Origin of the sequence: Streptomyces sp. NPDC007907 (assembly GCF_042959365.1) — a bacterium.
Classification (GTDB): domain Bacteria; phylum Actinomycetota; class Actinomycetes; order Streptomycetales; family Streptomycetaceae; genus Streptomyces; species Streptomyces indiaensis.
In genome coordinates this window covers 1249865-1275963 of record NZ_JBIBKR010000001.1, presented here as the reverse complement: position 1 = coordinate 1275963, position 26099 = coordinate 1249865, and the positions used below count along the sequence as shown (strand labels likewise).

Sequence of the window (26099 nt, the reverse complement as noted above, 5' to 3'; positions counted from 1 at the left end):
GAGTGCCGCCCTCGGCTCGGTTGCACAAGAACCCGGCGTCAGAGTCGTTCGGGCGTCCGGATGCCCAGCAGGGCCATGCCGCGGTGGAGCGTGCGGGCCGTGACGTCGCAGAGGAACAGGCGGTTCTCGATCTGCTCCTGCGTCTCGGCCTTCAGGACCGGGCACTTGTCGTAGAACGTCGTGAACAGGGACGCCAGCTGGTACAGGTACGCCGCCAGCTTGTGCGGGGCGTACTCCGCGGCGGCTTCGAAGACCGTGTCGCCGAAGGCGTCCAGGTGCAGACCGAGCGCCCGCTCCGCCGGGGCGAGTTCGAGCTCCGGGTGCGCGACCGGCTTCGTCTCGCCGGCCTTGCGCAGGATCGACTGGATCCGGGCGTACGCGTACTGGAGGTAGACGGACGTGTCGCCGTTCAGTGACACCATCTGGTCCAGGTCGAACTTGTAGTCCCGGTTCGGCGACGTCGAAAGGTCCGCGTACTTCACGGCACCGATGCCGACCTGCGCGGCCCGCTCCTGGATCTCTTCCTCGGTGAGGTCCTGCGCCTTCTCCCGTACGACCTCGGCGGCCCGCTGCACCGCCTCGTCCAGCAGATCCTCCAGCCGTACGGTCTCGCCCTCACGCGTTTTGAACGGCTTGCCGTCCGCGCCGAGAACCGTGCCGTAGCCCATGTTGTGCGCGGTGACGTGCTCGCTCAGCCAGCCGGCCCGGCGGGCCGTTTCGAAGACCATCTTGAAGTGGAGCGACTGGCGTACGTCCACGACGTACAGCAGCGTCGTCGCCCGCAGGTCGAAGACGCGGTTGCGGATCGCCGTCAGGTCGGAGGCCGCGTAGCCGAAGCCGCCGTCCGCCTTCTGCACGATCAGCGGGACCGGCTGGTCGTCCTTTCCGCGGATCTCGTCGAAGAACACCACGAGCGCACCCTCGGAGCGCACCGCGACTCCCGTCTCCTCCAGGAGGCGGGCGGTCTCGGGCATGCCCTCGTTGTAGGCGGACTCGCCGACGATCTCCTCGTCGCGGATCTCCATGTCGAGCTTCTCGAAGACGGAGTAGAAGTAGACCTTCGACTCGTCCACGAACTGCTGCCACAGCTCGAGCGTCTCCTTGTCACCGGACTGCAGGGCGACGACCCGCTTGCGGGCCCGCTCCTTGAACTCCTCGTCCGCGTCGAAGAGCGCACGCGACGCCTTGTACACCCGGTTCAGGTTGCTCATCGCCTGCTGGCCGTCGACGTCGGCCGCGGGCGCCAGCTCGCCGGGGTGCTCGAACAGGTACTGGATGAGCATGCCGAACTGGGTGCCCCAGTCGCCGATGTGGTGCCGGCCGATCGTCTTCTCGCCGGTGAAGTCGAGCATGCCGCGCAGGGCGTCGCCGATGACCGCCGACCGCAGGTGACCGACGTGCATCTCCTTCGCCACGTTCGGCTGGGCGTAGTCGACGACCGTGATGCCCGCGTTCTCCTTCAGCGGCACCCCGAGACGCTCGCCGTCCGCGTGCCGCACGGCGAGGTTCTCGGTGATCGCGCGGTCGGTGACCGTGATGTTGAGGAAGCCGGGGCCGGAGACCTCGACGTCCTTGATCAGCTCACCCGACTCGACCCGGGAGACGACCTGCGTGGCCAGCTCGCGCGGGTTGGCCTTCTCCTTCTTCGCGAGGGCCAGGATCCCGTTGGCCTGGAAGTCGGCCCGGTCGCTTCGTCGCAGCAGCGGGTCCGCGGAGCCGGCCTGCGGCAGAGCCGCCGACAGGGCCGCCGCGAGGCGCTGGTGGACGGAGTCGCTGAGGGACGTGACCGAGGCCATAGGTAAGGGTGCCGTTCTCCTCGAGGGAATCGATAGACACGGCCAGTATTCCATGCGGGTAAAGCCGTTTTTCCGGGCGCGAGGGGGTCTGGGACAATGGTGCGGTCAGCCGTGCGACCGTACCGGCTGCCCGATGCAGAAAGAAGGACGTGCCGATCGTGGCTCAGAGCACCGAGACCACCGACTGGGTCTCCCGTTTCGCGGATGAGGTCATCGAGGAGTCGGAGCGCCGGGCCCCGGGCAAACCCGTCGTCGTCGCGTCCGGGCTCTCCCCGTCCGGGCCCATCCACCTCGGGAACCTTCGCGAGGTCATGACCCCGCACCTCGTCGCCGACGAGATCCGCCGCCGGGGCCATCAGGTGCGCCACCTGATCTCCTGGGACGACTACGACAGGTACCGCAAGGTGCCCAAGGGCATCGCCGGGGTCGACGAGGAGGCCTGGCAGGAGCACATCGGCAAGCCGCTGACGTCCGTCCCGGCGCCCAAGGGCTCCCCCCACCCGAACTGGGCCGAGCACTTCAAGGCCGCGATGATCGAGTCGCTGGCCGAGCTGGGCGTGGAGTTCGACGGCATCAGCCAGACCGAGCAGTACACCTCCGGGGTGTACCGCGAGCAGATCCTGCACGCGATCAAGCACCGCGCCGACATCGACGCGATCCTCGACCAGTACCGCACGAAGAAGGCCCCGGCCAAGAAGCAGCAGGGCCAGAAGCCGGTCGACGAGGCCGAGCTGGAGGCCGCCGAGGGCTCCGGCGCGGCCGGTGAGGACGACGGCAGCTCCACCGCCGCCGGGTACTTCCCGTACAAGCCGTACTGCGGCAACTGCGAGAAGGACCTCACCACCGTCACCTCCTACGACGACGACTCCACCGAGCTGACGTACGCCTGCACCGCGTGCGGCTTCTCGGAGACGGTCCGGCTGGAGGAGTTCAACCGCGGCAAGCTGGTCTGGAAGGTCGACTGGCCGATGCGCTGGGCGTACGAGGGGGTCGTGTTCGAGCCCTCCGGTGTCGACCACTCCTCGCCCGGGTCGTCGTTCCAGGTCGGCGGGCAGATCGTCGGCATCTTCGGCGGGAAGCAGCCGATCGGGCCGATGTACGCCTTCGTCGGGATCTCCGGCATGGCCAAGATGTCCTCCTCCAAGGGCGGCGTGCCCACCCCGGCCGACGCCCTGCAGATCATGGAGCCGCAGCTGCTGCGCTGGCTGTACGCCCGCCGCAGGCCCAACCAGTCCTTCAAGGTCGCCTTCGACCAGGAGATCCAGCGGCTCTACGACGAGTGGGACCGGCTGGACGCCAAGGTCGCCGACGGCAGCGCCCTGCCGGCCGACGTGGCCGCGCACTCCCGCGCGGTGCGCACCGCGGCCGGTGAGCTGCCCCGGACGCCCCGGCCGCTGCCGTACCGGACGCTTGCGTCCGTCGCGGACATCACCGCCGGGCACGAGGACCAGGCGCTGCGCATCCTCAGCGAGCTCGACCCCGAGCAGCCGCTGACCTCCCTCGACGAGGCGCGCCCGCGCTACGACAAGGCCGAGGCCTGGATCAACACGCACGTCCCCGCCGACCAGCGGACCATCGTGCGGGACGAGCCGGACGCCGAGCTGCTGAAGTCGCTCGACGAGCAGGGCCGCGCGTCGCTGCGGCTGCTGCTGGACGGGCTGGCCGACCACTGGTCGCTCGACGGGCTGACGCACCTGGTGTACGGCGTGCCGAAGGTGCAGGCCGGGTTCTCCGCCGACGCCACGCCGAAGGAACTGCCGCCGGAGATCAAGACCGCCCAGCGGTCCTTCTTCGCGCTGCTGTACCACCTGCTGGTGGGCCGCGACACCGGTCCGCGGCTGCCCACGCTGCTGCTGGCGGTGGGGCAGGACCGGGTGCGGGCGCTGCTCGCGGCGTAGCGGATCCGTCGCCGTGACGACGGAGAAGGGGCCCTCTCCGAGGGCCCCTTCTCCGTGTGTGCCGGTTGCGCGTCAGGCGATGTGCTCGTCCGTCAGCTCCGCGTTGAGGCGGTTGGAGAAGCGATTCACCATGCGCTTGGACTCCGCCTCCTCCAGCGTGACGCCGTACGTCGCCTCGACGTCGGCGATAAACCCGCGCGGGGTGGGTGCTCCGTTCCCGCTCTTGATCGACTCGCGGAAGATCTGGTAGTACGCCTCCTCGTCCGGCTCCGGGGCGGGGGGTGTGCCGCCGCCCTCACCCAGTTCACGGGTGCGGCCCGGGACCACCGGGATCGGGAAGCTCCCGGTGTCCTCCGGGGAGAAGCCCTCCTGCGGCCGGTCGGGATACTGCTCGGCCCCCCGGGTCTCGGGATACCGCTCGGCCCGCGGGGGCTCGGCGATCCACTGGGCGTACTGGTCGGGGTCGTAGGCCGGGTCGTAGCCGCCCTGGTACTCGACGTCCCGGGGGGTGTTGAACCAGGGGCTCTCGTCCGGTTCCGGTGCGGGGCCGGGCTGCTGTGCGTCGGGGCTGCCGTCGAACTCCGGACGCCGCCCGCCGCGGGGTGCCGCCGCGCCCGCCTGTGCCGCCGCGGCGACACGGCTGTTCGCAGCGAGGGCGGCGTCCGCCCCGAGCGCCTTCGGCTCCGCCGCGAGCGTCCTCGGCTCCGCCGCGTCCAGGGCCTGCTGAGGGGCCGGTGGCAGCAGGGCCGGCTCGATGCCCGCCGCGGCCAGGCCAGCCGGGGCCGTCTCCGCCAACGGCACGCCGTACTTCGCCAGCCGCAGCGGCATCAGTGACTCCACCGGTGCCTTCCGGCGCCAGGCGCGTCCGAAGCGGGACCGCAGCCGGGCCTGGTAGACCAGCCGCTCCTGCTCCAGCTTGATCACCTGGTCGTAGGAGCGCAGCTCCCACAGCTTCATGCGGCGCCACAGGAGGAACGTGGGGACCGGGGAGAGGAGCCAGCGGGTGAGGCGGACTCCCTCCATGTGCTTGTCGGCCGTGATGTCGGCGATCCGGCCGATCGCGTGCCGGGCCGCCTCGACCGCGACCACGAACAGCACCGGGATCACCGCGTGCATGCCCACACCGAGCGGATCCGGCCACGCGGCCGCGCCGTTGAAGGCGATCGTCGCCGCCGTCAGCAGCCACGCCGTCTGGCGCAGCAGGGGGAACGGGATCCTGATCCAGGTGAGGAGCAGATCCAGGGCCAGCAGGACGCAGATGCCCGCGTCGATGCCGATCGGGAAGACGTAGGAGAAGTTCCCGAAGCCCTTCTTGATGGCCAACTCGCGGACCGCCGCGTACGAACCGGCGAAGCCGATACCGGCGATGATCACGGCGCCGGCCACGACCACGCCGATGAGAACGCGGTGCATCCGAGTCAGCTGCAGTGGCGCGGCCACCCGTACTCCCCTCCCCTTGCGTGTTGTTGCGCGCAACAGGGTGGCACATGTGTACGGGGAACGGGTGGCCGGTTCCCGTCGAGACGTCTCAGGGACTGCTCACGGACGGCTCACGGACTGCTCAGCTCTTCGCCGCGGGCTTCTTCGACGGCGAGGCCGACGTGCCCTTCGAGGGCTCGTCCGAGGCCTCCTTGGAAGCCGGCTTCGAGGGCGACTTCGACGACGACTTCGACGGCTGGGACGGGGCGCCGTCCGCCGTGCCGCCGCCCTTGCCGTTCGCGGCCGACACCGCCTCCACGGCCTCCTTGACGGCCTTCTTAGCGTCCTTCAGCAGGTCACCGCCGTCCGGCGTCTTGTCCCCGGCCAGGCCGGCGCCGTTGTAGTCGAGCGTGACCACGACGTTCTCGACGCGCGCCACGACCGTCTGCTGCTTGAAGGTGCCTTCCTTCTTCTTCAGGTCGTAGTGCACGGCCGTCGCCCGGTCACCCGTACCGGTCACCGGCTCCGTCTTGACGCTCTTCGCGCCTTCGACGGCCTGGGCCTCCTGGACCTGCTTCTCGAAGTACTCCTGCGCCAGCTTGTCGCCCGGACCGAGGGTGACGTCCGACTCGAAGCGCAGCATCGACACGTTCAGCCAGCGGAACTGCGAACCCTTGACGCCGTTGTTGTCGAGGCTGTTCCAGGAGCAGCTGGCACGCGTCGAGATGTCGTCCGACTTGCCCTCCTTGCCGGACTTGCTCTCCGGCACGAGGTCCTTCAGCGTCTTCTTCGGAAGCGCCTTGCACGCCTCCGGAAGCTTGTCGTACGCCGCCGCCTTCACGGTCGGTGACGGGCTCGCCGACGCCGACGCCGACGCCGCGGCCTCGGCCTTGTCCGTGCTGTCACCGGAGCCGGAGTCCGAGGAGCAGCCGGCGGCGACCAGCATCACGGGGACGGCGGCCGCGCAGACAAGGACGCGGCTCAGGCGCTTCGCTCGCTGGTCTCGCTCTACTCGCTGTGCTCGTCGCTGCATGGTTCCTTCACTCATGACGCTCGTGATTCCCTGCGGTCGGAACGGGTCCGAGTGGTCACCGTACGCGGTGAGGCAGCGGCGTGTTCTTCCTTCGGGCGCTTTGCGCGGGGCCGTGAAGGGGCCGTGAAGGGGCCTCAGTCGCCCAGTGACTCCGCCAGTTGGGAGGCCAGTTTCTGCGCCCTGTCCTGCATTTCCTTGCTGTCCGGGACGACTCCGACGGTCGCCGGCTGCTCCGCGTACTCGATGGTCACGATGACGTTGGACGTGCGGAACGCCACAGTCACCGTCCGCTGCTCGGCCGTCGAACCGGAACGGTTCAGCCCGTCGTCGAGGAACGCCTCGTCGCCGAGGTCCTCCAGGACCCGGGGCTGCAGCTCGGTCGGCGTCGCGGAAGGGGACGCCGAGGGCGAGGAGGAGGAGCCGGACGGGGCCGGGGAGCCGCTCGACGAGGCGGCCGAACCGCTCGCCGTGGCGCCGGCCGAGGGCGCCGTCTGCGTGGCGGTCGGCTCGGGCAGGTGGGCCGCGGCCTCCCGCTCCGCGAAGAGCTGCTCGGCCTGGCTGTCGTCACTGACGGCGTTGTCGTAGGAGACGACCCGCTCGAAGTCGATCAGCAGGTGGTCGGTGGCCGCCGGGGAGTCCACCTTCCAGCGGCAGCCGACCTTCCGGTCGGTGTCGAAGGTGGTCGTCGGCTCACCCTTATAGGCCTTCTCGCGCTGCTCCTCGTCCCTGATCTGCGCGATGCCGGGGAGGAGTTCGTCGAGCGTGCTGTCGCCGGCCTCGGCGCAGGGGTCGGGCAGGGTGCGGTAGCGGCCGGGCTCGGCGGCGGGTGAGGCCGTGCCGGTGTCGCCGGGGTTGGTGTCGTCCGTCGGGCCGCCGTCGGCCGAGCCGCCGGTGCAGCCGGCCAGAACCGCCGCGAGGAGCACGGCGATACCGGGCACGCACGCCTTCCGTTGCACGTGGTGGCTCCTCTCGACACGGATATTGGCTTGCCGCCGTACGGCGGGCGATGGACACAATGTGTATCGCACGCACTGCCGTGGACGCCGGTCCGATTTCCTTTTCGTCGACCTTGGCTCCGGTATTTGCTGTTGAGGACTTCTGTTCGTTTACGGGGGATTGAGGACGCTATGTCGTATGTAGAGATACCGGGTGCGAAGGTACCGATCCGGATGTGGACCGACCCGGCCTCGGTCGAGGAGGGCGCGCTCCAGCAGCTCCGGAACGTCGCCACGCTGCCGTGGATCAAGGGCCTGGCCGTGATGCCCGACGTGCACTACGGCAAGGGTGCGACGGTCGGTTCGGTCATCGCCATGCAGGGCGCGGTGTGCCCGGCGGCGGTGGGTGTCGACATCGGTTGCGGAATGTCGGCGGTGAAGACATCCCTGACGGCGAACGACCTGCCCGGCGACCTGTCCCGGCTGCGGTCGAGGATCGAGCAGGTGATTCCGGTGGGGCGGGGGATGCATGACGACCCGGTGGATCCGGGGCGGTTCCACGGGCTGGCCACCGCGGGGTGGGACGACTTCTGGTCGCGGTTCGACGGGGTGGCGGAAGCGGTCAAGTTCCGTCAGGAGCGTGCCGCGAAGCAGATGGGAACACTCGGCGGCGGAAATCATTTTGTCGAGGTATGCGCGGATACGACCGGATCTGTCTGGCTGATGCTGCACTCCGGCTCCCGGAACATCGGCAAGGAGCTGGCCGAGCACCACATCGGCGTGGCCCAGAAACTCCCGCACAACCAGGGCCTGGTCGACCGCGACCTCGCCGTCTTCGTCGCGGACACCCCGCAGATGGCGGCGTACCGCAACGACCTGTTCTGGGCGCAGGAGTACGCCAAGCACAACCGCTCGATCATGATGGCGCTCCTGAAGGACGTGGTCCGCAAGGAGTTCAAGAAGGCCAAGCCCGCCTTTGAGCCGGAGATCAGCGCGCACCACAACTACGTGGCCGAGGAGCGCTACGAGGGCATGGACCTGCTGGTGACCCGCAAGGGCGCGATCCGGGCCGGCTCCGGCGAGTACGGGATCATCCCCGGGTCCATGGGCACGGGTTCGTACATCGTCAAGGGCCTCGGCAACGCCAAGTCGTTCAACTCGGCCTCGCACGGCGCGGGTCGGCGCATGAGCCGCAACGCGGCCAAGCGCCGGTTCACCACGAAGGACCTGGAGCAGCAGACCCAGGGCGTGGAGTGCCGCAAGGACTCCGGCGTGGTCGACGAGATCCCCGCCGCCTACAAGCCGATCGAGCAGGTCATCGACCAGCAGCGGGATCTCGTGGAGGTCGTGGCGAAGCTGAAGCAGGTCGTCTGCGTGAAGGGCTGACGCTCAAGGGCCGGGTTCAGGCCGCGGCCGGTACTCGTCCGGTGCGCAGGCGCCACCTTCGGAGATTGCAGCTTTGCGCGGTCCTGCCGAGCACTTACGTCGCGGCCGTTGGGCTGTGGAGTTTCAGCAGGATGGGGCCCTCATGGTCCTCTCAGCGGCGTTTCGCTCCCAAGACAGAGGTAGGCCGCCACGGCCGCGTCGGCCCTCGGCCGGGATGCCCGTCCCGGCCGGGGCCGTCGTTTTGACGATGTGACGTGAGCTTGGATCGGCAGTTCAAGCGCCGTTCGGATGAACGACGATGTTCACGCCTGTGAGTGAGAATGCGGCCTCACAACGCCCGGTGCACCTTTGTGTTCGACGCCTGGGCTCGGGGGCGCAGGACCAGGAGGTCGACGTTGACGTGGGCGGGGCGGGTGATCGCCCAGGTGATCGTTTCGGCGACGTCGTCGGCCGTGAGGGGGTCGGCGACGCCCTGGTAGACCTTGGCCGCCTTCTCCTCGTCACCGCCGAAGCGGGTCAGGGCGAACTCGTCCGTCTTGACCATGCCGGGGGCGATCTCGATCACGCGGACCGGCTGTCCGACGATCTCCAGGCGCAGGGTCTCGGCGAGGACGTGGGCGCCGTGCTTCGCGGCGACGTAGCCACCGCCGCCCTCGTAGGTGCCGTGGCCGGCGGTGGAGGAGACGACCACGACCGTGCCGTCGCCGCTCGCGATCAGCTTGGGCAGCAGGGCCTGGGTGAGGTTGAGGGTGCCGAGGACGTTCGTCTCGTACATCCGGCGCCAGTCCTCCGGGTCGCCGGTGGCGACCGGGTCGGCGCCGAGCGCGCCGCCCGCGTTGTTGACCAGCACGCCGATCGTCTTGAAGGCGGTCGCGAACTCGTCGACGGCGGCGCGGTCGGTGACGTCGAGGGGGTAGGCCGTGGCCTGGTGGCCGGCCTTGGTGATCTCCTCGGCCAGGGCCTCGATGCGGTCCTTGCGGCGCGCGGTGAGGACGACGCGGTAGCCCGCCGCGGCGAGTTGCCGGGCCGTGGCGGCGCCGATTCCGCTGCTCGCACCCGTGACGACGGCGATGCGGGAGGCTGCGGGCGGGGCGGCGGTGGCCATGGGAGCTCCTCGGGTGGGTGGGCCGGCGGGCGTCTGCGCCGGGGCGTGCGGCCAGGATAGAAGGGGTCCGTGGTGGGAGAATGAGGCTGGGTGATCCCCTGTTCTCCGGGAGGTGGATCATGGGTGAGGCACGTGAGGTCATGGACCGGCTCACCGACGCGGTGACCGGGCACGCCGATCTGAAGGTCGTCGCCGATCTGTACGCCGAGGACGCGGTCGCCTTCACACCCGACGAGGGCGAGCTGCGCGGACGGGACGCGATCGTCGAGTACTGGCGGACCATGACGGAGGCGGTTCCCGAGGCGACGTTCCAGCCGCTGCATTCCTACGAGGCCGGTGACACGGCCATCGACGAGGGTGTCTACCACGGGCGGAACACCGGGCCGCTGGAGCTGCCCAACGGGGAGACGCTGCCGCCGACGCAGAAGGAGATCCGGATCCGCGGGGTGGACATCGCCACCGTCGAGGACGGGCGGATCGTCGACTACCGGCTGTACTTCGACGAGATGGACTTCCTGGGGCAGTTGGGCCTGCTGCCGCCCGACGAGCCGTTCTGAGCAGGCCCGGGACGCGGGCCCGGGACGCGGGCCCGGGACGCGGGTCAGTTCCCTCGCGGGGCGTACATGATGACGGCCATGCCCGCGAGGCAGACCAGCGCGCCCGTGAGGTCCCAGCGGTCCGGGCGGTAGCCGTCGGCGACCACGCCCCACAGGATCGAACCGGCGACGAAGATCCCGCCGTAGGCGGCGAGGACCCGGCCGAAGTGGGCGTCGGGCTGGAACGTGGCGACGAAGCCGTAGGCGCCGAGGGCGAGGACCCCGCCGGCCGCCCAGAGCCAGCCCTTGTTCTCGCGTACGCCCTGCCAGACGAGCCAGGCGCCGCCGATCTCCAGCAGGGCGGCGAGGACGAAGAGGGCGGCGGAGCGGAGCACGGACATGGCGGCCAGCTTCGCACGCCCGGCCCGGCCCCGTGCCGTCGGCGTCAGGCGTCGGCGGCCTCGGCGTCGTAGCGTTCGCGGGCCTGCGCGACCTCGTCGAAGTGGTTCTCCGCCCAGTCCTTCACGGCGGTCAGCAGCAGGGCGAGGTTCTGGCCCAGGGGGGTGAGCGCGTAGTCGACGCGGACCGGGACGGACGGGGTGACGGTGCGGGTGAGGAGGCCGTCGCGTTCCAGTGTGCGCAGGGTCTGGGTGAGCATCTTGGGGCTGACGCCGGCGATCTTGCGGCCGAGGTCGCTGTAGCGCAGGGGACCCGGGGCGAGGGCGGAGACGACGAGGCTGACCCACTTGTCGCTGATGCGGTCCAGGAGCTGGTTGGTGGGGCAGCTCTTGAGGAACGCGTCGTACTCGATGCGGGCCTGCTCGCGCCGCTGGGCCGCCGTCATGGTCGGCATACGCTCACCTCCGGGGTACATACGCACTCGCAGGTAACTACTTACTGATGGATAGTAACTCTTCCTAGGGTTGTCCGCAGCGGGGCGGAGGACGTCCCCGTTACCGAGAATCCGAGGAGCGTCGCTGTGCGTGCTGTCGTGGTGAATTCGTTCGGTGGGCCGGAGGCTGTGGAGGTCGTGGAGACCGCGGTGCCCGAGCCGGGTGCGCGTGAGGTGCGGATCAAGGTGGCGGCCGCCTCCCTGAATCCCGTGGACGCGGGGGTGCGGTCCGGGGTGTTCGGCGGCGCGGGCAAGCGGATCGGGCTGGGCTGGGACGTCGCCGGGACGGTGGACGCGGTGGGAGTGGCCAGTTCGTGGCGCGTGGGCGACGAGGTGGTGGCGCTGGACTACGGCATGGTCAAGCCGCTGGGCACCCACGCCGAGTACGTCGTCGTGGACACGGACGCGGCGGCTCTGGCGCCCGCCACGGTGGACGCCGTCCGGGCGGCGACGCTGCCGCTGAACGCGCTGACCGCTGTGCAGGCCCTGGACCGGCTGGAGCTCGCGCCGGGCGAGTCGCTGCTGGTGACGGGCGCGGCGGGGGCGGTCGGCGGATACGCGGTCCAGCTGGCGGCGCACCGGGGGATCGCGGTGACCGGGCTGGCGCGTGCGGGCGACGAGGCGTTCGTGCGGTCGCTGGGAGCGGAGCGTTTCGTCAGCGGTGCCGTCACGGACGGGGGTTTCGACGCGGTGCTGGACGCCGCGGTCCTCGGTGAGCCGGCCCTGGCGGGGGTGCGGGACGGTGGCCGGTACATCGGCGTCATCCCGCAGGCGGAGCCGGCCTCGGTCCGGGGTGTGCGGACCGGGGCGGTCGAGGTGAGTGCCGACGGGGCCCGGCTGGCGGAGCTGGTGCGGCTGGTGGACGAGGGCGTGCTGACGACCCGGGTGGCCGAGACGTTCGCCCTGGAGGACGCCGCGAAGGCGCACGCCCGGCTCGACGGGGGCGGCGTGCGGGGGCGGCTGGTGCTCGTGCCCTAGCCGGGTGCGGGGCTCCTCGACCGGCGGCTCGACAACGGCCGGCGGATCGACGAGTGGCGCGCTCGTCTCGGCGGCGTCGTCCCACTCGAACCGCCCGTCGAGCGCCTCCGGGACTCGACCTAGGGGCCGGCGCGTCCGGCCCTGACCTCCGCCGCGTACGCCGTGGGCGGCACCCCCACCGTCGCCGTGAAGTCGCGTACCAGGTGGGCCTGGTCGGCGTAGCCGAGGTCGGCGGCGAGGGCGGCCCAGTCGACGGCGTCGCGGGTGCCGGCCTGTTCGAGGGCCTCGTGGATGCGGTAGCGGAGGACGACCCACTTGGGGCTCACCCCCACCCAGGCGGCGAACAGCCGTTGCAGGGCCCGCATCGACAGGCCCTGCTCGTGGGCGAGGTCGCCGACGCGGCGCACGGTGCGGTCCGTGCGGATGCGGCGGACGAGGTCGATCGCGAGGTCGGCCTGCGGGTCCGGGGCGCACGGCAGGGAGAGCAGGAAGGCGTCCAGGGCGGCCACCCGGTCCCGGTCGTCGGCGGCGGTGACGACGGAGCGGGCGGTGTCATCGGTGATCTGCGGGAACACCTCCCGGGCGGGCAGCGCGCGGCCCGTCCACCGGGAGACCGGGTCGTCCGGGGCGTACGGCCGGAAGCCGCCGGGGCGGAACTTCGCCCCGCAGACACGGCCCCGCCCGGTGAGCTTCCTGGTGTAGAGGCCGAGGGCGACGCCGGTGACCTCGGCGTACGGCGGGCCCTCGTCCTCGTCCCACTGGAAGGTGAGGTTGACGGCGGGGTGCGGGACGACGTGGGAGGCGTAGGGCGCGGGCAGGTCCCAGTCGATGAGCCAGTACCACTCGACGTACCGGCGCAACGGCCCGGCGGGCTCGTGGCGGCGGAAGCGGACGTGGTCCAGCAGCCCGGACGGGTCGACGATCCCGCGGGTGTCGTGGCGGGGTGCCTCCATGGCCGGATCGTACGTCGCGTTTCTTCAAGAAGGGCGGCTGTGGGGCTGCCTACGGTCGGGGTATGGACACGAAAGCGGTGAGGACCCACGGCATCGGTGAGCTGCTGGCCCTGGCGAGTCGGCGGGCGGTGCCGGTGGTGCGGGGCATCCCGGACGCGGCGCTCGGCGCCCCGACGCCCTGCGCCGAGTACGACGTGCGGGCCCTGGCCGGTCATCTCTTCCAGGTGATCGTGCAGTTCCAGCGGCTGGCCGCGAAGGAGGCCTCGGACTTCTCGGGGGCGGCCGACGTGGTCGCCGAGAGCCCCGACTGGCGGGAGCGGCTGGTGGGGGAGGCGGACCGACTGGTGGCGGCCTGGTCCGCGCCCGGTGCCGAGGAGGGCACCACCGGCGCCATGGGCATGCCCGCGCGGCTGGTCGGTTCGATGGCGCTGCTGGACCTGACGGTGCACGTGTGGGACCTGGCGAGGGCGACCGGCCAGGACGACCCGGGTGCCGACGAGGCGGTCGTGGCAGAGCTGGCGGGCGCGGTGGACCAGCTGGCGTCGACGGCCCGGAAGATGGGCGTGTTCGGTGAGCCGGTGCCGGTGGGCGAGGACGCGTCGGCGTTCGAGCGGCTGCTGGCGCGGACCGGCCGTGCCCCGTCCTGGGGCCGGACCGCCCAGGCTTCCTCGCGGGAATAGGCGCACGTGGGCCGCCGTTCTCCAGGTATAGTTGAACAGTAAACAACCTGGAGGGTGAGCGAGCATGCAGTTCGGGATCTTCAGCGTCGGCGACGTCACGCCCGACCCCACCACCGGCCGGACGCCCACGGAACGCGAGCGGATCAAGGCCATGGTGGCCATCGCGCTGAAGGCCGAGGAGGTGGGCCTCGACGTCTTCGCGACCGGTGAGCACCACAACCCGCCGTTCGTGCCCTCGTCCCCCACCACGATGCTCGGCTACGTCGCGGCCCGCACCGAGCGGCTGATCCTCTCCACGGCGACGACCCTGATCACCACCAACGACCCCGTGAAGATCGCCGAGGACTTCGCGATGCTCCAGCACCTGGCCGACGGGCGGGTCGACCTGATGCTGGGCCGCGGGAACACCGGCCCGGTCTACCCCTGGTTCGGGCAGGACATCCGGCAGGGCATCAACCTCGCCGTCGAGAACTACGCCCTCCTGCACCGCCTCTGGCGCGAGGACGTCGTCGACTGGGAGGGCACGTTCCGCACGCCCCTGCAGGGCTTCACGGCCACGCCCCGCCCGCTGGACGGCGTACCGCCGTTCGTCTGGCACGGGTCGATCCGCTCCCCGGAGATCGCCGAGCAGGCCGCGTTCTACGGCGACGGCTTCTTCCACAACAACATCTTCTGGCCGGCCGACCACACCAAGCGCATGGTCGAGCTGTACCGCGAGCGGTACGCCCACTACGGGCACGGCACGCCCGAGCAGGCGATCGTCGGTCTCGGCGGGCACGTCTTCATGCGGAAGAACGCCCAGGACGCGGTGCGCGAGTTCCGCCCCTACTTCGACGTCGCCCCGGTGTACGGGCACGGCCCGTCGCTGGAGGACTTCATGGAGCAGACGCCGCTGACCGTGGGCTCCCCGCAGCAGGTCATCGAGAAGACCCTGGCCTTCCGCGACTACGCGGGCGACTACCAGCGCCAGCTGTTCCTGATCGACCACGCCGGGCTGCCGCTGAAGACCGTGCTGGAGCAGATCGACCTGCTCGGCGAGGAGGTCGTGCCGGTGCTGCGCAAGGAGTTCGCCGTGGACCGCCCGGCGGACGTCCCGGACGCCCCGACGCACCCGGCCCGCCTCGCCCGGGCCCGAGGGTGAGGGGACGGCGGGGCCCGGCCGCGAGGCCGCCCCGCCCCTGGTGAGAGCCGAGTAAGAAGGACGCCCCGGCGCAGCGCATACGGTCCCGGGCGCGGGGCGGCTTGGCACACTGGACGCGTGCCCCACACCGTGCTGCTCGCCGAAGACGACCGCGCCATCCGCAACGCCCTGGAGCGCGCCCTGACCCTGGAGGGCTACCAGGTCATGGCGGTCGCCGACGGTGTCGAGGCGCTGGCGCAGGCCCACCGCAACCGTCCGGACGTCCTCCTGCTGGACGTGATGATGCCCGGCATCGACGGGCTCCAGGTGTGCCGGGTGCTGCGCGCCGAGGGGGACCGGACGCCGGTGCTGATGCTGACCGCCCTCGTCGAGACCGCCGACCGGATCGCCGGGCTGGACGCGGGCGCCGACGACTACGTGGTCAAACCCTTCGACGTGGAGGAGGTCTTCGCCCGGCTGCGCGCCCTGCTGCGCCGCACCAGCCCGGTGGGCACCGGCGGCGCCCCCGCGGCCGAGACGCCCAGGCCGCTCCCCGAGCGGTTCCTCGAGGCCGCCGGCCTGCGCATGGACCCGCAGGCCCGCCGGGCCTGGCGGGGCGCGCGCGAGCTGGAGCTGACCCGCACCGAGTTCGAACTGCTGGAGCTGCTGGTCCGCAACGCGGGCATCGTCCTCGACCACTCGACGATCTACGACCGCATCTGGGGCTACGACTTCGGGCCCGGCTCGAAGAACCTCGCCGTCTACGTCGGCTACCTGCGCCGCAAGCTCGACGAGCCGGACGCGCCGCAACTGATCCACACGGTGCGCGGCGTGGGTTACGTGCTGCGGGAGGACTGAGTGGGCCGCCTGCGCCTGCCGGCCGGGCGGCGGCCGAAGCTCGTGTCGCTGCGCACCACCTTCGCGGTGTCCTTCGCGGCGGTGACGGCGGCCGTCACCATCCTCGTCGGCATCCTGTCCTACAGTGCCGCAGCCCGGCTGGTGCGGGTGGACCAGCAGACCGTGTTCGACGAGGTCGTGCAGGACCTGCGCGACGAGGTGCGGCAGAACCACATGGCGCCCGGCGACTTCTCGTCCGCCGCGCCGGGCCACGACCTGGTGCGGCCCGCCCGCACGGACGTGCAGGTGCTCGGCCCGGACGGGCACGTCGTCGACGCGGGCAGTCCCGGACTGCCCGTCACCGGCACCGACGTACGGATCGCCGCCGCGGCCGGCTCCGGGCAGGTGGCCGAGCACAAGGACGTCGACGTGGGCAGCGACGTCTACCGCGTCGCCACCGTCTCCCTCGGCGGCGGCCGGGGCGCGGTGCAGATCGCGCAGGAGTTCAGCGACGTGGAGGATCTGCTGCGGGCGCTCCAGCAGCGGACGCTGCTGCTGATGGCCGCCGTGGTGGTGGGCGCCGGGCTGTTCGGCTGGTGGCTGGCCCGGCGGATCACCCGCCGCCTGGTCGTGCTGACCGACGCCGCCGAGGACGTCGCCCGCACCCGCCGCCTGGGCATCCAGGTGCCCGTGGCCGGCCACGACGAGGTGGGCCGCCTCGGCCGGGCCTTCGACCGCATGCTGGGCCGGCTCGCGCAGTCCGAGGAGGACCAGCGCCGCCTGGTCCAGGACGCGGGCCACGAGCTGCGCACGCCGCTGACCTCGCTGCGCACCAACATCTCCCTGCTGCGCCGGATCGACGAACTCCCGCCGCAGGCCCGCGAGGAGCTGGTCGCCGACCTCGGCCAGGAGGCCCGGGAGCTGACCGATCTGGTCAACGAGCTGGTGGATCTCGCGGCCGGACAGTCCGACACCGAGCCGCCGCAGCGGGTGGACGTCGCCGACATCGCAGAGGAGGTCGCCGGGGCGGCCCGGCGCCGCAGCGGCCGGCAGATCCTGCTGCGCGCGAGCGGCGACACCACGACCGACGGACGGCCCGGGATGCTGACCCGGGCGCTGTCCAACCTCGTCGAGAACGCCGTCAAGTTCGACCAGGGCGGCAGGGCCCCCGTCGAGATCGTCGTCTCGGGGCCCGCCCGGCCCGGCAGGATCCGCATCGAGGTCCTCGACCGCGGCCCGGGCATCGACGACCGCGACCTCACCCGGGTCTTCGACCGCTTCTACCGCGCCGCCGACGCCCGTTCCCTGCCGGGTTCCGGCCTCGGCCTGTCCATCGTCCGCGAGGTGGCCCTCGCACACGGCGGAGCACCGTTCGCGTTCCGGCGGGAAGGCGGCGGGACGGTCACCGGATTCACGGTCGGCGGCGGGATCGACTGACCCGGCGGGTGTGCGGCGCGCGACCGGGGCCGTGCGCCCCGGCCAGGCCGAGCCCGCGGACGCGACCGGGGCCGTGCGCCCCGGCAAGCCGAGCCCGCGCCCCCCGGCGTGCCGAGCCCCCGCGGATGCGGCCGTGGCCGTGCCCCCCTGCGAGCCGAGCTCCGCGGATGCGGCCGTGCGCCCCGGCAAGCCGAGCCCATGCCCCCGGCAAGCCGAGCCCCCGCGGATGCGGCCGTTGCCGTGCCCCCCGGCGAGCCGAGCCCCCGCGGATGCGGCCGTGGCCGTCCCCCCCTGGGAGCCGAGCCCCGCGGACGCGACCCGGACCGTGCGCCCCGGGCAGGCCGAGCCCGTGGACGCGGCCCGCTCCCGCCCCTGCCGGAAGCGGTGCAGGGCGGTGGTGTGGGCGGTCAGACCGCCAGCCACACCGCCTGGTCCGGCTCCAGACGCCCGTTCCTCAGCGGACCGGAGGCCAGCAGCAGCGCGGAGTACGCCGGCAGCTCGTACGGCTCGGCCGAGAGGTTCACGACGCAGACGAAACCGGGCTCCCGGCGGAAGGCCAGAACCCCTTCGGGAGCGTCCAGCCAGTCCATCGAGCCGTCGCCGAGGGCCGGATGGTCGCGCCGGATGCCCAGCGCCGCCCGGTACAGCTCCAGCATCGAGGTGGTGTCCCCCGACTGGGCCGCCACGGCGAACCGGCCCCATTCGGCGGGCTGCGGCAGCCACGGCTCGCCCGTCGCGCCCTCGGGGCTGAAGCCGAACGCCGTGCCGCCCTCGGTCCACGGGATCGGGACACGGCAGCCGTCGCGGCCGCGGTCGGTGCGCCCCGAGCGCTCCCAGGTGGGGTCCTGGAGAACGGACTCCGGCAGGTCCTCGACCTCCGGCAGCCCGAGTTCCTCGCCCTGGTAGACGTAGGCGCCGCCGGGCAGGGCGAGCATCAGCAGAGCGGCGGCACGGGAGCGCCGGGTGCCGAGGTCGAGGTCCAGGGGGCCGTCGGGGCGGTAGCTCTCGTTGGCCACCCAGCGCCTGACCGTCCGGCGGCCGTAGCGGCTGGGGTGGCGTACGACGTCGTGGTTGGACAGCACCCAGGTGGCCGGTGCGCCCACCGCCCCGAGCATGCCGAGGGAGCCGTCGATGACCGACCGCAGGTCCTTCGCGTCCCAGCTCGACATCAGGAAGTCGAAGTTGAAGGCCGTGTGCAGGCCGTCCCGGCGGACGTACGCCGCCAGCCGCTCGGGGGTGTCCGCCCAGGCCTCGGCGACGAAGGAGCGGTCGCCGGGGAACTCGTCGGCGACCTTGCGCCAGGACCGGTAGATCTCGTGCACCTCGTCCCGGTCCCAGTGCGGGTGGTCGACGTGCTGCCGGGGCCGCTCGTCGTCCGGGTCCCGGCGGGGCGGCAGGTCGGGCAGCTCCGGGTGCTTGACCAGCCCGTGGGCGACGTCGATGCGGAAACCGTCGACGCCCCGGCCGAACCAGAACCGCAGGATCGACTCGAACTCCTCCCGCACCTCGGGGTGTTCCCAGTTCAGGTCGGGCTGCTCGGGCGCGAACAGGTGCAGGTACCACTCCCCGTCGGGCAGCCGGGTCCAGGCCGGGCCGCCGAAGCAGGACACCCAGTCGTTCGGTGGCTGGGAGCCGTCCGGTCCGCGCCCGGCGCGGAAGACGTAGCGCTCGCGTTCGGCGCTGCCGGGGCCGGCCGCCAGCGCCGCCCGGAACCAGGCGTGCCGGTCGGAGGTGTGGTTGGGCACGATGTCGGGGATCACGCGGATCCCCAGCGCGTGCGCCTCCTCGATGAGCCGCTCGGCGTCGGCCACGGTGCCGAAGACCGGGTCGATCTCCCGGAAGTCGGCGACGTCGTAACCGTGGTCGGCCATCGGCGACTTGTACCAGGGGTTGATCCAGATGGCGTCCACGCCCAGCGACTTCAGATACGGCAGGCGGGAGCGGATGCCGGCGATGTCGCCGACGCCGTCGCCGTTGCCGTCCGCGAAGCTGCGGATGTAGACCTGGTAGATGACGGCGCTGCGCCACCAGGGTGCGGTGGGGGACACAAGGCTCCTTCTGAAGCGGGCGAAACTGCGGCAGGGTGGGGCTACTTGGCCGCGCCGGCGGTGAGCCCGGCGACGATCCGGCGCTGGAAGAGCAGCACCATGACCACCAGCGGAACGGTGACCAGCACACCCGCGGCCATCTGGCTGCCGAACGGGGTCTCGTAGGTCGTCGCGCCGGTGAACTTGGAGATGGCGACCGTGGCGGTCTGCATGCCCGGCCGGTTGGTCATCGACAGGGCGATGAGGAACTCGTTCCAGGCCGCGATGAACGTGATGATCGCGGTGGTGAAGATGCCCGGCGCAGCCAGCGGCACGATGACCTTGCGGAAGGCCTGGCCGCGGGTGCAGCCGTCGACCATCGCCGCGTGCTCCAGCTCGTCCGGCATCTGCCGGAAGAACGTGGTCAGGTTCCACACCGCCAGCGGCAGCGCGAAGGACATGCTCGGCACGATCATCGACCGGTAGGTGTTGATCCAGCCGATGTCCGTGAACAGCTTCAGCAGCGGCACCACGATCGACACCACCGGGAACATCGAGGTGGCGATGATCAGCGTCAGGATCAGCCGCTTGCCGCGGAACTCCAGCCGCGCCATCGCGTACGCCGTGAACGTGGCCAGCACCAGCGCCAGGACGGTCGTGATCCCGGCGACGACCAGGCTGTTGAGCAGCGCCCGGCCGAAGCCCTGCGCCGGGTCGAACACGGCCCGGTAGTTCTCGAAGGACAGCGGGGACGGGACGAGCGAGGTGTCGAAGATGTCGCCGGTGCGGCGCAGGCTGGAGACCAGCATCCAGTAGAAGGGGGCCAGGCAGTACGCCACGACCGCGACGACACCCGCGTACACGAGCCCGCCCCGCCATTTCGCCGTGAGGGTCGTCATGCCGTCACCTCCGTACGACGGCGCCTCCCGGCGCGCCCGCCGCCGACGAGGTCGGCACCGAGCAGCCGGACGAACGCGAGCGCGATCAGGAACACGTAGAGGAAGAGGATCACCGCGTACGCGGAGGCCGGTCCGAAGCGGACGTTGGACGCCTCGTTCTGCGCGAGCATCGACAGCGTCTCCACCGAGTGCTTCTGCGCGCCGACGAGGATGTAAGGCAGGTCGAACATCCGCAGCGCGTCCATGCAGCGGAACAGCACCGCCACGAGCAGGGCCGGCTTCACCAGCGGCAGGGTGATGTGCCAGAACCGGCGCGCCGCGCGGGCCCCGTCCATCCGGGCCGCCTCGTAGACCTCGGTGGGGATCACCTGGAGTCCTGCCAGCACCAGCAGCCCGATGAACGGCGCCGTCTTCCACACCTCCGCGACGATGACCGCGACCTTGGCGTGCACGCCCTCGGTGGTCCACAGGATCTGCTGTCCGAGCAGCGCGTTGGCGACGCCGTCGCTGTTGAAGATCCAGCGCCACAGCAGCCCGGAGATGGCCGTCGGCACGGCCCAGGGCACCAGGATCCCGGCCCGCACCAGGCCCCGGCCCTTGAACGCCTTGTGCATGATCAGCGCCATGGCCACGCCGATCACCGTCTCCAGGCCGACGGTGACGACGGTGAAGAACGTGGTGTTCCAGAAGGCGTTCCAGAACCGAGCCCCGGCATCCCCGAAGATCTCGGCGTAGTTGCCCAGCCCGACGAACGGCTCGGTGTCGCTGATGAACCCGGTCGCCGGGTCCAGGCCCTTCGCCCCGTACAGCGACTCCTTGAGCGCCATCAGGGTCGGGTAGAGCACGACGACCGTGAGCACCAGCAGGGTGGGGGAGACGAGCAGCGCCGCCAGCCGTCCGGCACCGGCACCCGCCCGCCCCCGCCGCACCGGCGGCCCGGCCGGGGTGGGAGCCTCGGACTGTGCCGGCGCCTCGGTCATGACGCCGGCCTTCACCGTGCCACGGCCTTGCTCAGCGCCTTCTGCAGGTCCCGCAGTGCCTGCGCGCTGTTCTTGTCCCCGTTCAGGGCGGCGTACGCCTCCTGCTGGACGGCCGCGGTGACATCGCCGTACGGCACCACCCGGGGACGCGGGACGGCCCGGACGATGGACTCCTTGAGCACCGGCAGATACGGGTACTGCCCGATGAGCTGCCGGTCGTCGTAGAGCGCGGCGTACGGCGGGGCGACGGAGGCGTCCTCCAGCAGGGTGCGGGTGTTCTTCTCGTTCGTCATGAACTCGATGAAGTCCAGCGCGGTCGCCTTGTTCTTCGCCGTCGTGGACACGGCCATGTTGTGGCCGCCGAGGCTGGAGGAGCCGGGCCCGTTCAGACCGGGCAGGGGCGCGACTGCGAACTTGCCCTTGACGCCGCTCTTCTGGGCCAGGGAGTACACGTAGGGCCAGTTGCGCAGGAAGAGCACCTTGCCGGACTGGAAGGCCTGCCGGCCGTCCTCCTCCTGGTAGGTGATGGCCTTCTTCGGGATCGTCCCGTCCCGGAAGGAACGGACCAGGAAGTCCAGGCCCTTGCGCGCCTCGGGGGTGTCGACGTCCGGCTTGCCGGCGGCGTCGGCGACGGTGCCGCCCGCCGAGTTCACCGCCTCGGCGAAGTTCACCGTCAGGCCCTCGTACTTCTGGAACTGCCCGGCGTAGCAGGACATGCCCTTCGCCTCGGGGAGCTTCCTCACCTCGGCGCACGCGGCGGTCATCTCGTCCCAGGTCCTGGGGGGAGCGGCGACGCCGGCCTTCTTCAGCAGATCGGTGCGGTAGTAGAGCATGCCGCCGTCCGAACTGGCCGGCACCGCGTACAGCCCGCCCCGGTACCGGGCGGTCTCCACCACCGGCTTCAGCATCTTCCCCAGCGGGAACCGCTTGTCGGGCAGCCGGTCGATCCATCGGTGGGCGGCGAACTCCGAGGTCCACACGACGTCGAGGGACAGCACCGTGTAGGCGTCGGACTTCGTCTCCGCGTTCTGGATCATCTGCTGCCGCTGGGCGTCCGCGTCGGTCGGCAGCTGGATGAAGGTGACCTTCTCCTTCGGGTGCGCCGCGTTCCAGCGGTCGAGCATCGGCTGGACGGTGCCGGTGGTGTCCTTGCCCGCCACGTACGTGATGGGGCCGCGCCCTTCGAACGACGGGGGGCCGGCCTGCCCGGAGCCGCCGTCGGAGGAGCCGCAGGCGGTGAGGAGGAGCCCGGCGGCGGTGATCACGGCCGCTCTGCTGGTGGTTCTGGTCGTCACTGTCTCTCCTGGTCGTGCGGAACCGGGTGCGAATGCTGCTGAGACTGCGTTGTCACGCGATGCGATGAGGGAATCCGCAGGTCAGAAAGATGAGAGCGGATTTCCGGAGAGGGATACGAGGCTGTCGGGACAACGCTTGCAAGCTAGGGGCGGGCCGAGGTGAAGTCAATGCGTTACCCACAGGTAATGGGCTGACCGGTCGGGTCGCCCGCACGTGAAAGCGCTGTCACGAATCCCGGTGACGGAATGGATCCCTGTGCTAACGTCCGGCTCATGCCTCCAGCTCAGCAACGGCACCCCACGATGGCCGACGTCGCCGAGCGGGCCGGGGTCTCCACCTCCACCGTCTCCCGTACTCTGCGCGGACTGTCCACGGTCTCGCCGGAGGTGCGCGCCCGCGTCGAGCAGGCGGCTCGCGACCTCAACTTCGCCGTGTCACGGCAGGCGGCGAGCCTCGTCACGGGCAGGACGGGCACGGTCGCGGTGATGGTCCCGACGCTCAACTCGTGGTTCATGGGATCCGCCCTGTCCAGCCTCGCCCCGCTGCTGCGGGCGGCGGGCATGCAGCTGAACGTCTACGAGATCCCGGACCTGGCCGAGCGCACGGCGTTCTTCGAGCATCTCCCGGCGCGCCGCAACGCCGACGCGCTCCTGGTGTTCTCCTTCGACCTCACCGACGAGGAGACGGCCCGGCTGGACGACCTCGGCATGCCGGTGATCTACGTCAGCCAGCACGTCGAGGGCCGCCCGAGCGTCTACGTCGACGACGTCGCCGGAGCGCTGCACGGCACCCGGCACCTACTCAACCTCGGCCACCGCCGCATCGCCTTCGTCCCGACCGAGGGGGCGAGCGGCTTCACCTTCAGCTCCAACGAGCGCCTGCTGGGCTACCGGCAGGCCCTCGCCGAGGCGGGGGTGCCGCTCGACGACGACCTGGTGGTGTCCACGCGGACCGGCAGCAAGCGCGCGGCCGCCGAGTCCCTCGGCGCACTGCTCAGCCTGCGCGAGCCGCCCACCGCCGTCTTCGCCGAGCAGGACGAGGTCGCGGTCGCCCTCATCTGGAACCTCCGCAAGACACGGATCGCGGTGCCCGAGCGCATCTCGGTCCTGGGCTTCGACGACCAGCCGCTGGCGGACTGGTTCGACCTGTCGACGGTGGCGCAGTCCCCGTCCGAGATGGGCCGGCTGGCCGGGGAACTGGCCCTGAAGCTCATCGACGACTCGGACGGGGACCACGAACGCCACATCGTCCTGCCGACCCACGTGATCCCCCGGGGCACGACGGCCCCCGTGGCGACCCGACCGGCGGATCAGCCGGAGAGGCCGGAGGGACCGGAGGAGTCCGAGGCGCCGGGGAGCCCGGCGAGCGCGTAGAACCCGATCGGGGAGTTCGGCTCGAACCCGATCCGGGGGTACACGGGCGCGCCCGCGACGGTGGCGTGCAGGGTCGCCCGGGTCAGCCCGGTCGCGCGGCCCCCCTCGTACAGGGCCTTGCGGGTCACGGCCTCTCCGTAGCCCCGCCGCTCCCACGCCGGATCGGTGGCGACGAGCACGACGAAGAGCCGCCCCTCCGCCTCCACGGTCGCGGCGCAGGTCACGGGGACCCCGTCGCGCAGCCCCAGGTAGGCGAACACCCCGCTCTTCCACCACGCCGACCCGGCGAGCCCGTCCCGCCCGTCCTCCAGCGGGAAACCGTAGGCGCGCGCGTTGATGTCCGCGTACGCCTGGAGCAGTTCGTCGCTGTCCACGCGCACGAAGGCCAGCTCGGGGTGGGCGGGCTCGGGGAGAGGCAGCAGGTCTCCCGCCATGCCGGTGCCGGGGAAGGCGTACCGCAGGCCCGCCCGCTCGGCGGCCGCTGCGAGCGCCGCACGCGCCCCGTCGTCGAGCAGGGCCTCGAAGACCCACAGGAAGCCGGGGCGGGTCTTCGAACGCATCACCGCGGCGGCCTCGTGCAGCCGCTGCTTCAGCACCCCGGCGTCCGCCCCGGCCTCCGTCAGGGTCACGCAGTTCCAGAAGGCGAACCGGGAGTCGGCCCACCGTACGGCGATGCCCGGCAGGTCCCGCACGTCGGCGCGGGGGTCCCGGTCGAGCACCATGGCCCGCCAGACCGTCGCGAGCTGTTCCATCGACTCGATCGCGTCCGCGAGATCACGCACGGGGTCCCCCTCGGGTCACCGACTGCTGCCGCACCGGTCCTGCCCGCCCGGGGGCCGGCTCATCCACGGCCCCGGCGGACCCCGGCGCACTCCGCCGGGAACCGGCCATGCCGGCACGGCGCCGGAGGGTCGTCCGGCGGCGTGGTCAGTTTCCGGTGGCGTGCGCGTAGGTGACGAAGGCCGCGCCGCTGTCGAGCACGGTGTGGCCGGTGAGCTCCCAGCCGCGCGGATCGAAGACGGCCTTGTGGGAGAAGAGCGGGATCCCCGCGCCGATGGTCAACGGGGCCACCTTGAGGACGAGCCGGTCGATCTCGGAGTACAGGGCCCCGGCCAGTTCCGCGCCGCCCAGCAGCCAGATGTCCTTGCCGTCCTCCTGCTTCAGCTGTCGCACCTTCTCCACGGGGTCGTCGGCGACCAGTTCGACGGCCGGGGCCGGGACCTCGGTGAGGGTCCGGGAGAAGACCAGGTGGCGCAGGTGGGGGTAGGCGTCGTCGATGCCGGCCTTGAGGCCGATCTCGTAGCTGCGCCGTCCTTCGAGGACGGTGTCGAAGTGCGTGCCCTCCGCCGTGACGGACAGGGCCGCCCGGGCCTGCACGGGCAGGGTCTCCGGGTACTCCGCCACCAGGTACTCGATGTAGTCCGCCGGGATCGGCCAGAAGCCGGCCGGGCCGGTGGGGTCGGCACCGTCCGGGCCCGCGATGAAACCGTCCAGCGTGGTGGCGATGTAGTACACGAGCTTTCGCATGCGGTGCTCCCTTTTTTCTCCGGGTCTGCGCGATGGGCCGGAGACCAGAGTGGATCAAGCATGGATCAGGCGTGGGTCAAACCCGGTCCGTGTGATCCATTCGACGGCACACGACAAAGGGCGGGGTCCGGGAACCCCGCCCGACACCACGAAAACCCCGGCTCAGGGCCACACCAGGCAGTACGGCTGGTGTCCCGCCTCGTGCAGCCGGTGGGAGAAGTCCTGCCACTCGTGCAGCAGTTGGTAGACGTTGAACGCGTCCCGGGGGCCGCCCCGGTCGGGGACCGTCGACCAGATGAAGGCCGCCGCGCCCACCGCCTCCTCGCCGATGCCGCGCAGCGGGTCGACGACCGTCATGGGGAGCTTGACCACCGCGTAGTCGGGGTGCAGGACGACGAGCTCCAGGGGCGGGACCTTGTGCAGGGGGACGCCCTCGATGCCCGTGAGCACCATCGCCGCCATCGTCTCCGGCTTGATCTTCGTGAACATGCCGTTCATGCCGAGCTCGTCGCCGCCGAGCTCCTCGGGGCGCATCGAGATCGGGACGCGGGCCGCGGTCGCGCCGTCGGGCGCGCCGAAGTACTTGTACGTCACCCCCACCCGACCACCATTCCCGCTGCTCCCGGCCCGAAGATCGTCCACCTGACGTTCAGTACGTCCGGCGGCCCGCTCCGGTTCACTCGGTGAACCCTGTGTCCGACGCGGTTCCTGAGCGTCCTCCGCCTCGCGCCGGTGCCGTCCCCGCCGGGCACGTCGAGGACCCAGGTCATCAGTCCCCTCGCCCAGTCCGCCACCGCGATGCATATCTCCACCCGACTGCTTTTTCTAGGACGCGTCGCCCCCGCCGCGCAACCCGATCATCGTGTCAGTGACCTCCCCCACGGCCGCCCGCCGAAACGTGCGCCGAAACAACTGCCCGTGGGATGTCCGCAGCCTCCGACCACGCCGGGCCGTGCGAGCTGTGTGTATCAGGGTCCAGTCTCGCAGACGAC

At 71.4% G+C, this 26099-nt stretch carries 24 protein-coding genes; 9 read left to right on the top strand and 15 right to left on the bottom strand.

Annotated features, from left to right (window positions below; all coding sequences use genetic code 11):
• Window positions 1-38: 38 nt before the first annotated feature.
• The gene (gene argS / locus ACFZDI_RS05900) at window positions 39-1796 is read right to left on the bottom strand and encodes an arginine--tRNA ligase (protein WP_391247957.1); all 1758 of its coding nucleotides are present in this window, start codon (window positions 1794-1796) and stop codon (window positions 39-41) included.
• Window positions 1797-1945: 149 nt separating this feature from the next.
• On the opposite strand from argS, the gene lysS reads away from it, so the two are divergent.
• Window positions 1946-3694, top strand: coding sequence for a lysine--tRNA ligase (gene lysS / locus ACFZDI_RS05895; RefSeq protein WP_391247955.1), 1749 nt, complete (start codon window positions 1946-1948; stop codon window positions 3692-3694).
• A gap of 72 nt (window positions 3695-3766) precedes the next feature.
• On the opposite strand, the gene ACFZDI_RS05890 is transcribed toward lysS, so the two are convergent.
• The 3 genes from ACFZDI_RS05890 to ACFZDI_RS05880 form a co-directional block, all read right to left on the bottom strand.
• On the bottom strand, window positions 3767-5134 hold the full coding sequence (locus ACFZDI_RS05890; RefSeq protein ID WP_391247952.1) for a DUF2637 domain-containing protein: 1368 nt from the start codon (window positions 5132-5134) through the stop codon (window positions 3767-3769).
• A 121-nt stretch (window positions 5135-5255) separates the two neighbouring features.
• Complete coding sequence (locus tag ACFZDI_RS05885) at window positions 5256-6161, bottom strand: DUF3558 family protein (protein WP_391247950.1); 906 nt, start codon at window positions 6159-6161, stop codon at window positions 5256-5258.
• Between the two features lie 119 nt (window positions 6162-6280).
• Window positions 6281-7102: a DUF3558 domain-containing protein gene (locus ACFZDI_RS05880; protein ID WP_391247949.1), complete on the bottom strand. Its 822-nt coding sequence runs from the start codon at window positions 7100-7102 to the stop codon at window positions 6281-6283.
• Between the two features lie 171 nt (window positions 7103-7273).
• Here ACFZDI_RS05880 and ACFZDI_RS05875 point away from each other — a divergent pair, with 171 nt between their 5' ends.
• Window positions 7274-8467: an RtcB family protein gene (locus ACFZDI_RS05875; protein WP_391247947.1), complete on the top strand. Its 1194-nt coding sequence runs from the start codon at window positions 7274-7276 to the stop codon at window positions 8465-8467.
• 328 nt (window positions 8468-8795) lie between these two features.
• On the opposite strand, the gene ACFZDI_RS05870 is transcribed toward ACFZDI_RS05875, so the two are convergent.
• Window positions 8796-9572: an SDR family NAD(P)-dependent oxidoreductase gene (locus ACFZDI_RS05870; protein ID WP_234846867.1), complete on the bottom strand. Its 777-nt coding sequence runs from the start codon at window positions 9570-9572 to the stop codon at window positions 8796-8798.
• 119 nt (window positions 9573-9691) lie between these two features.
• Between ACFZDI_RS05870 and ACFZDI_RS05865 the strand changes: the two genes are divergently transcribed.
• A complete protein-coding gene (locus ACFZDI_RS05865) occupies window positions 9692-10129 on the top strand; it encodes an ester cyclase (RefSeq protein WP_234846866.1) in 438 nt (145 codons plus the stop codon).
• Window positions 10130-10173: 44 nt separating this feature from the next.
• Here the strand turns inward: ACFZDI_RS05865 and ACFZDI_RS05860 are convergent, their stop codons facing one another.
• Together ACFZDI_RS05860 and ACFZDI_RS05855 are read right to left on the bottom strand one after the other, a co-directional pair.
• Window positions 10174-10509, bottom strand: a complete 336-nt coding sequence (locus ACFZDI_RS05860; RefSeq protein ID WP_234846865.1) for a YnfA family protein — start codon at window positions 10507-10509, stop codon at window positions 10174-10176.
• 44 nt (window positions 10510-10553) lie between these two features.
• The gene (locus ACFZDI_RS05855) at window positions 10554-10961 is read right to left on the bottom strand and encodes a helix-turn-helix domain-containing protein (protein ID WP_234846864.1); all 408 of its coding nucleotides are present in this window, start codon (window positions 10959-10961) and stop codon (window positions 10554-10556) included.
• Window positions 10962-11087: 126 nt separating this feature from the next.
• Here ACFZDI_RS05855 and ACFZDI_RS05850 point away from each other — a divergent pair, with 126 nt between their 5' ends.
• Window positions 11088-11978 (top strand): zinc-binding dehydrogenase, encoded by an 891-nt coding sequence (locus tag ACFZDI_RS05850; protein WP_391247944.1) that lies wholly within the window; start codon window positions 11088-11090, stop codon window positions 11976-11978.
• A 119-nt stretch (window positions 11979-12097) separates the two neighbouring features.
• Here ACFZDI_RS05850 and ACFZDI_RS05845 read toward each other — a convergent pair whose 3' ends face one another.
• Window positions 12098-12931, bottom strand: coding sequence for a DUF6597 domain-containing transcriptional factor (locus ACFZDI_RS05845; RefSeq protein ID WP_391247942.1), 834 nt, complete (start codon window positions 12929-12931; stop codon window positions 12098-12100).
• A 62-nt stretch (window positions 12932-12993) separates the two neighbouring features.
• On the opposite strand from ACFZDI_RS05845, the gene ACFZDI_RS05840 reads away from it, so the two are divergent.
• From ACFZDI_RS05840 to ACFZDI_RS05825, 4 genes are all read left to right on the top strand, one after another.
• Window positions 12994-13611 (top strand): TIGR03086 family metal-binding protein, encoded by a 618-nt coding sequence (locus tag ACFZDI_RS05840; RefSeq protein WP_391247940.1) that lies wholly within the window; start codon window positions 12994-12996, stop codon window positions 13609-13611.
• A 64-nt stretch (window positions 13612-13675) separates the two neighbouring features.
• Window positions 13676-14752: an LLM class flavin-dependent oxidoreductase gene (locus tag ACFZDI_RS05835; protein WP_361121587.1), complete on the top strand. Its 1077-nt coding sequence runs from the start codon at window positions 13676-13678 to the stop codon at window positions 14750-14752.
• 117 nt (window positions 14753-14869) lie between these two features.
• Window positions 14870-15589, top strand: coding sequence for a response regulator transcription factor (locus tag ACFZDI_RS05830; RefSeq protein ID WP_361121590.1), 720 nt, complete (start codon window positions 14870-14872; stop codon window positions 15587-15589).
• The gene (locus ACFZDI_RS05825) at window positions 15590-17005 is read left to right on the top strand and encodes a HAMP domain-containing sensor histidine kinase (protein WP_234846858.1); all 1416 of its coding nucleotides are present in this window, start codon (window positions 15590-15592) and stop codon (window positions 17003-17005) included.
• Window positions 17006-17412: 407 nt separating this feature from the next.
• On the opposite strand, the gene ACFZDI_RS05820 is transcribed toward ACFZDI_RS05825, so the two are convergent.
• The 4 genes from ACFZDI_RS05820 to ACFZDI_RS05805 are packed head-to-tail and all read right to left on the bottom strand — an operon-like array spanning window position 17413 to window position 22206.
• Window positions 17413-19053 (bottom strand): alpha-amylase family glycosyl hydrolase, encoded by a 1641-nt coding sequence (locus ACFZDI_RS05820; protein ID WP_391247937.1) that lies wholly within the window; start codon window positions 19051-19053, stop codon window positions 17413-17415.
• Window positions 19054-19094: 41 nt separating this feature from the next.
• Window positions 19095-19931, bottom strand: coding sequence for an ABC transporter permease subunit (locus ACFZDI_RS05815; protein WP_391247935.1), 837 nt, complete (start codon window positions 19929-19931; stop codon window positions 19095-19097).
• Entirely contained in the window at window positions 19928-20911 is a 984-nt protein-coding gene (locus ACFZDI_RS05810) for an ABC transporter permease subunit (RefSeq protein WP_391247933.1), read from the bottom strand. The genes ACFZDI_RS05815 and ACFZDI_RS05810 overlap by 4 nt, the downstream gene beginning before the upstream one ends.
• An 11-nt stretch (window positions 20912-20922) precedes the next feature.
• The gene (locus ACFZDI_RS05805; protein ID WP_234846854.1) at window positions 20923-22206 is read right to left on the bottom strand and encodes an ABC transporter substrate-binding protein; all 1284 of its coding nucleotides are present in this window, start codon (window positions 22204-22206) and stop codon (window positions 20923-20925) included.
• Window positions 22207-22509: 303 nt separating this feature from the next.
• Between ACFZDI_RS05805 and ACFZDI_RS05800 the strand changes: the two genes are divergently transcribed.
• Entirely contained in the window at window positions 22510-23580 is a 1071-nt protein-coding gene (locus ACFZDI_RS05800; RefSeq protein ID WP_391248061.1) for a substrate-binding domain-containing protein, read from the top strand.
• On the opposite strand, the gene ACFZDI_RS05795 is transcribed toward ACFZDI_RS05800, so the two are convergent.
• The 3 genes from ACFZDI_RS05795 to ACFZDI_RS05785 form a co-directional block, all read right to left on the bottom strand.
• Entirely contained in the window at window positions 23517-24362 is an 846-nt protein-coding gene (locus ACFZDI_RS05795; protein ID WP_391247930.1) for a GNAT family N-acetyltransferase, read from the bottom strand. The genes ACFZDI_RS05800 and ACFZDI_RS05795 overlap by 64 nt on opposite strands.
• Window positions 24363-24507: 145 nt before the next feature.
• A complete protein-coding gene (locus tag ACFZDI_RS05790; protein ID WP_234846852.1) occupies window positions 24508-25107 on the bottom strand; it encodes a dihydrofolate reductase family protein in 600 nt (199 codons plus the stop codon).
• Window positions 25108-25269: 162 nt separating this feature from the next.
• Window positions 25270-25707, bottom strand: a complete 438-nt coding sequence (locus ACFZDI_RS05785) for a hypothetical protein (protein ID WP_003974483.1) — start codon at window positions 25705-25707, stop codon at window positions 25270-25272.
• Window positions 25708-26099: the final 392 nt, after the last annotated feature.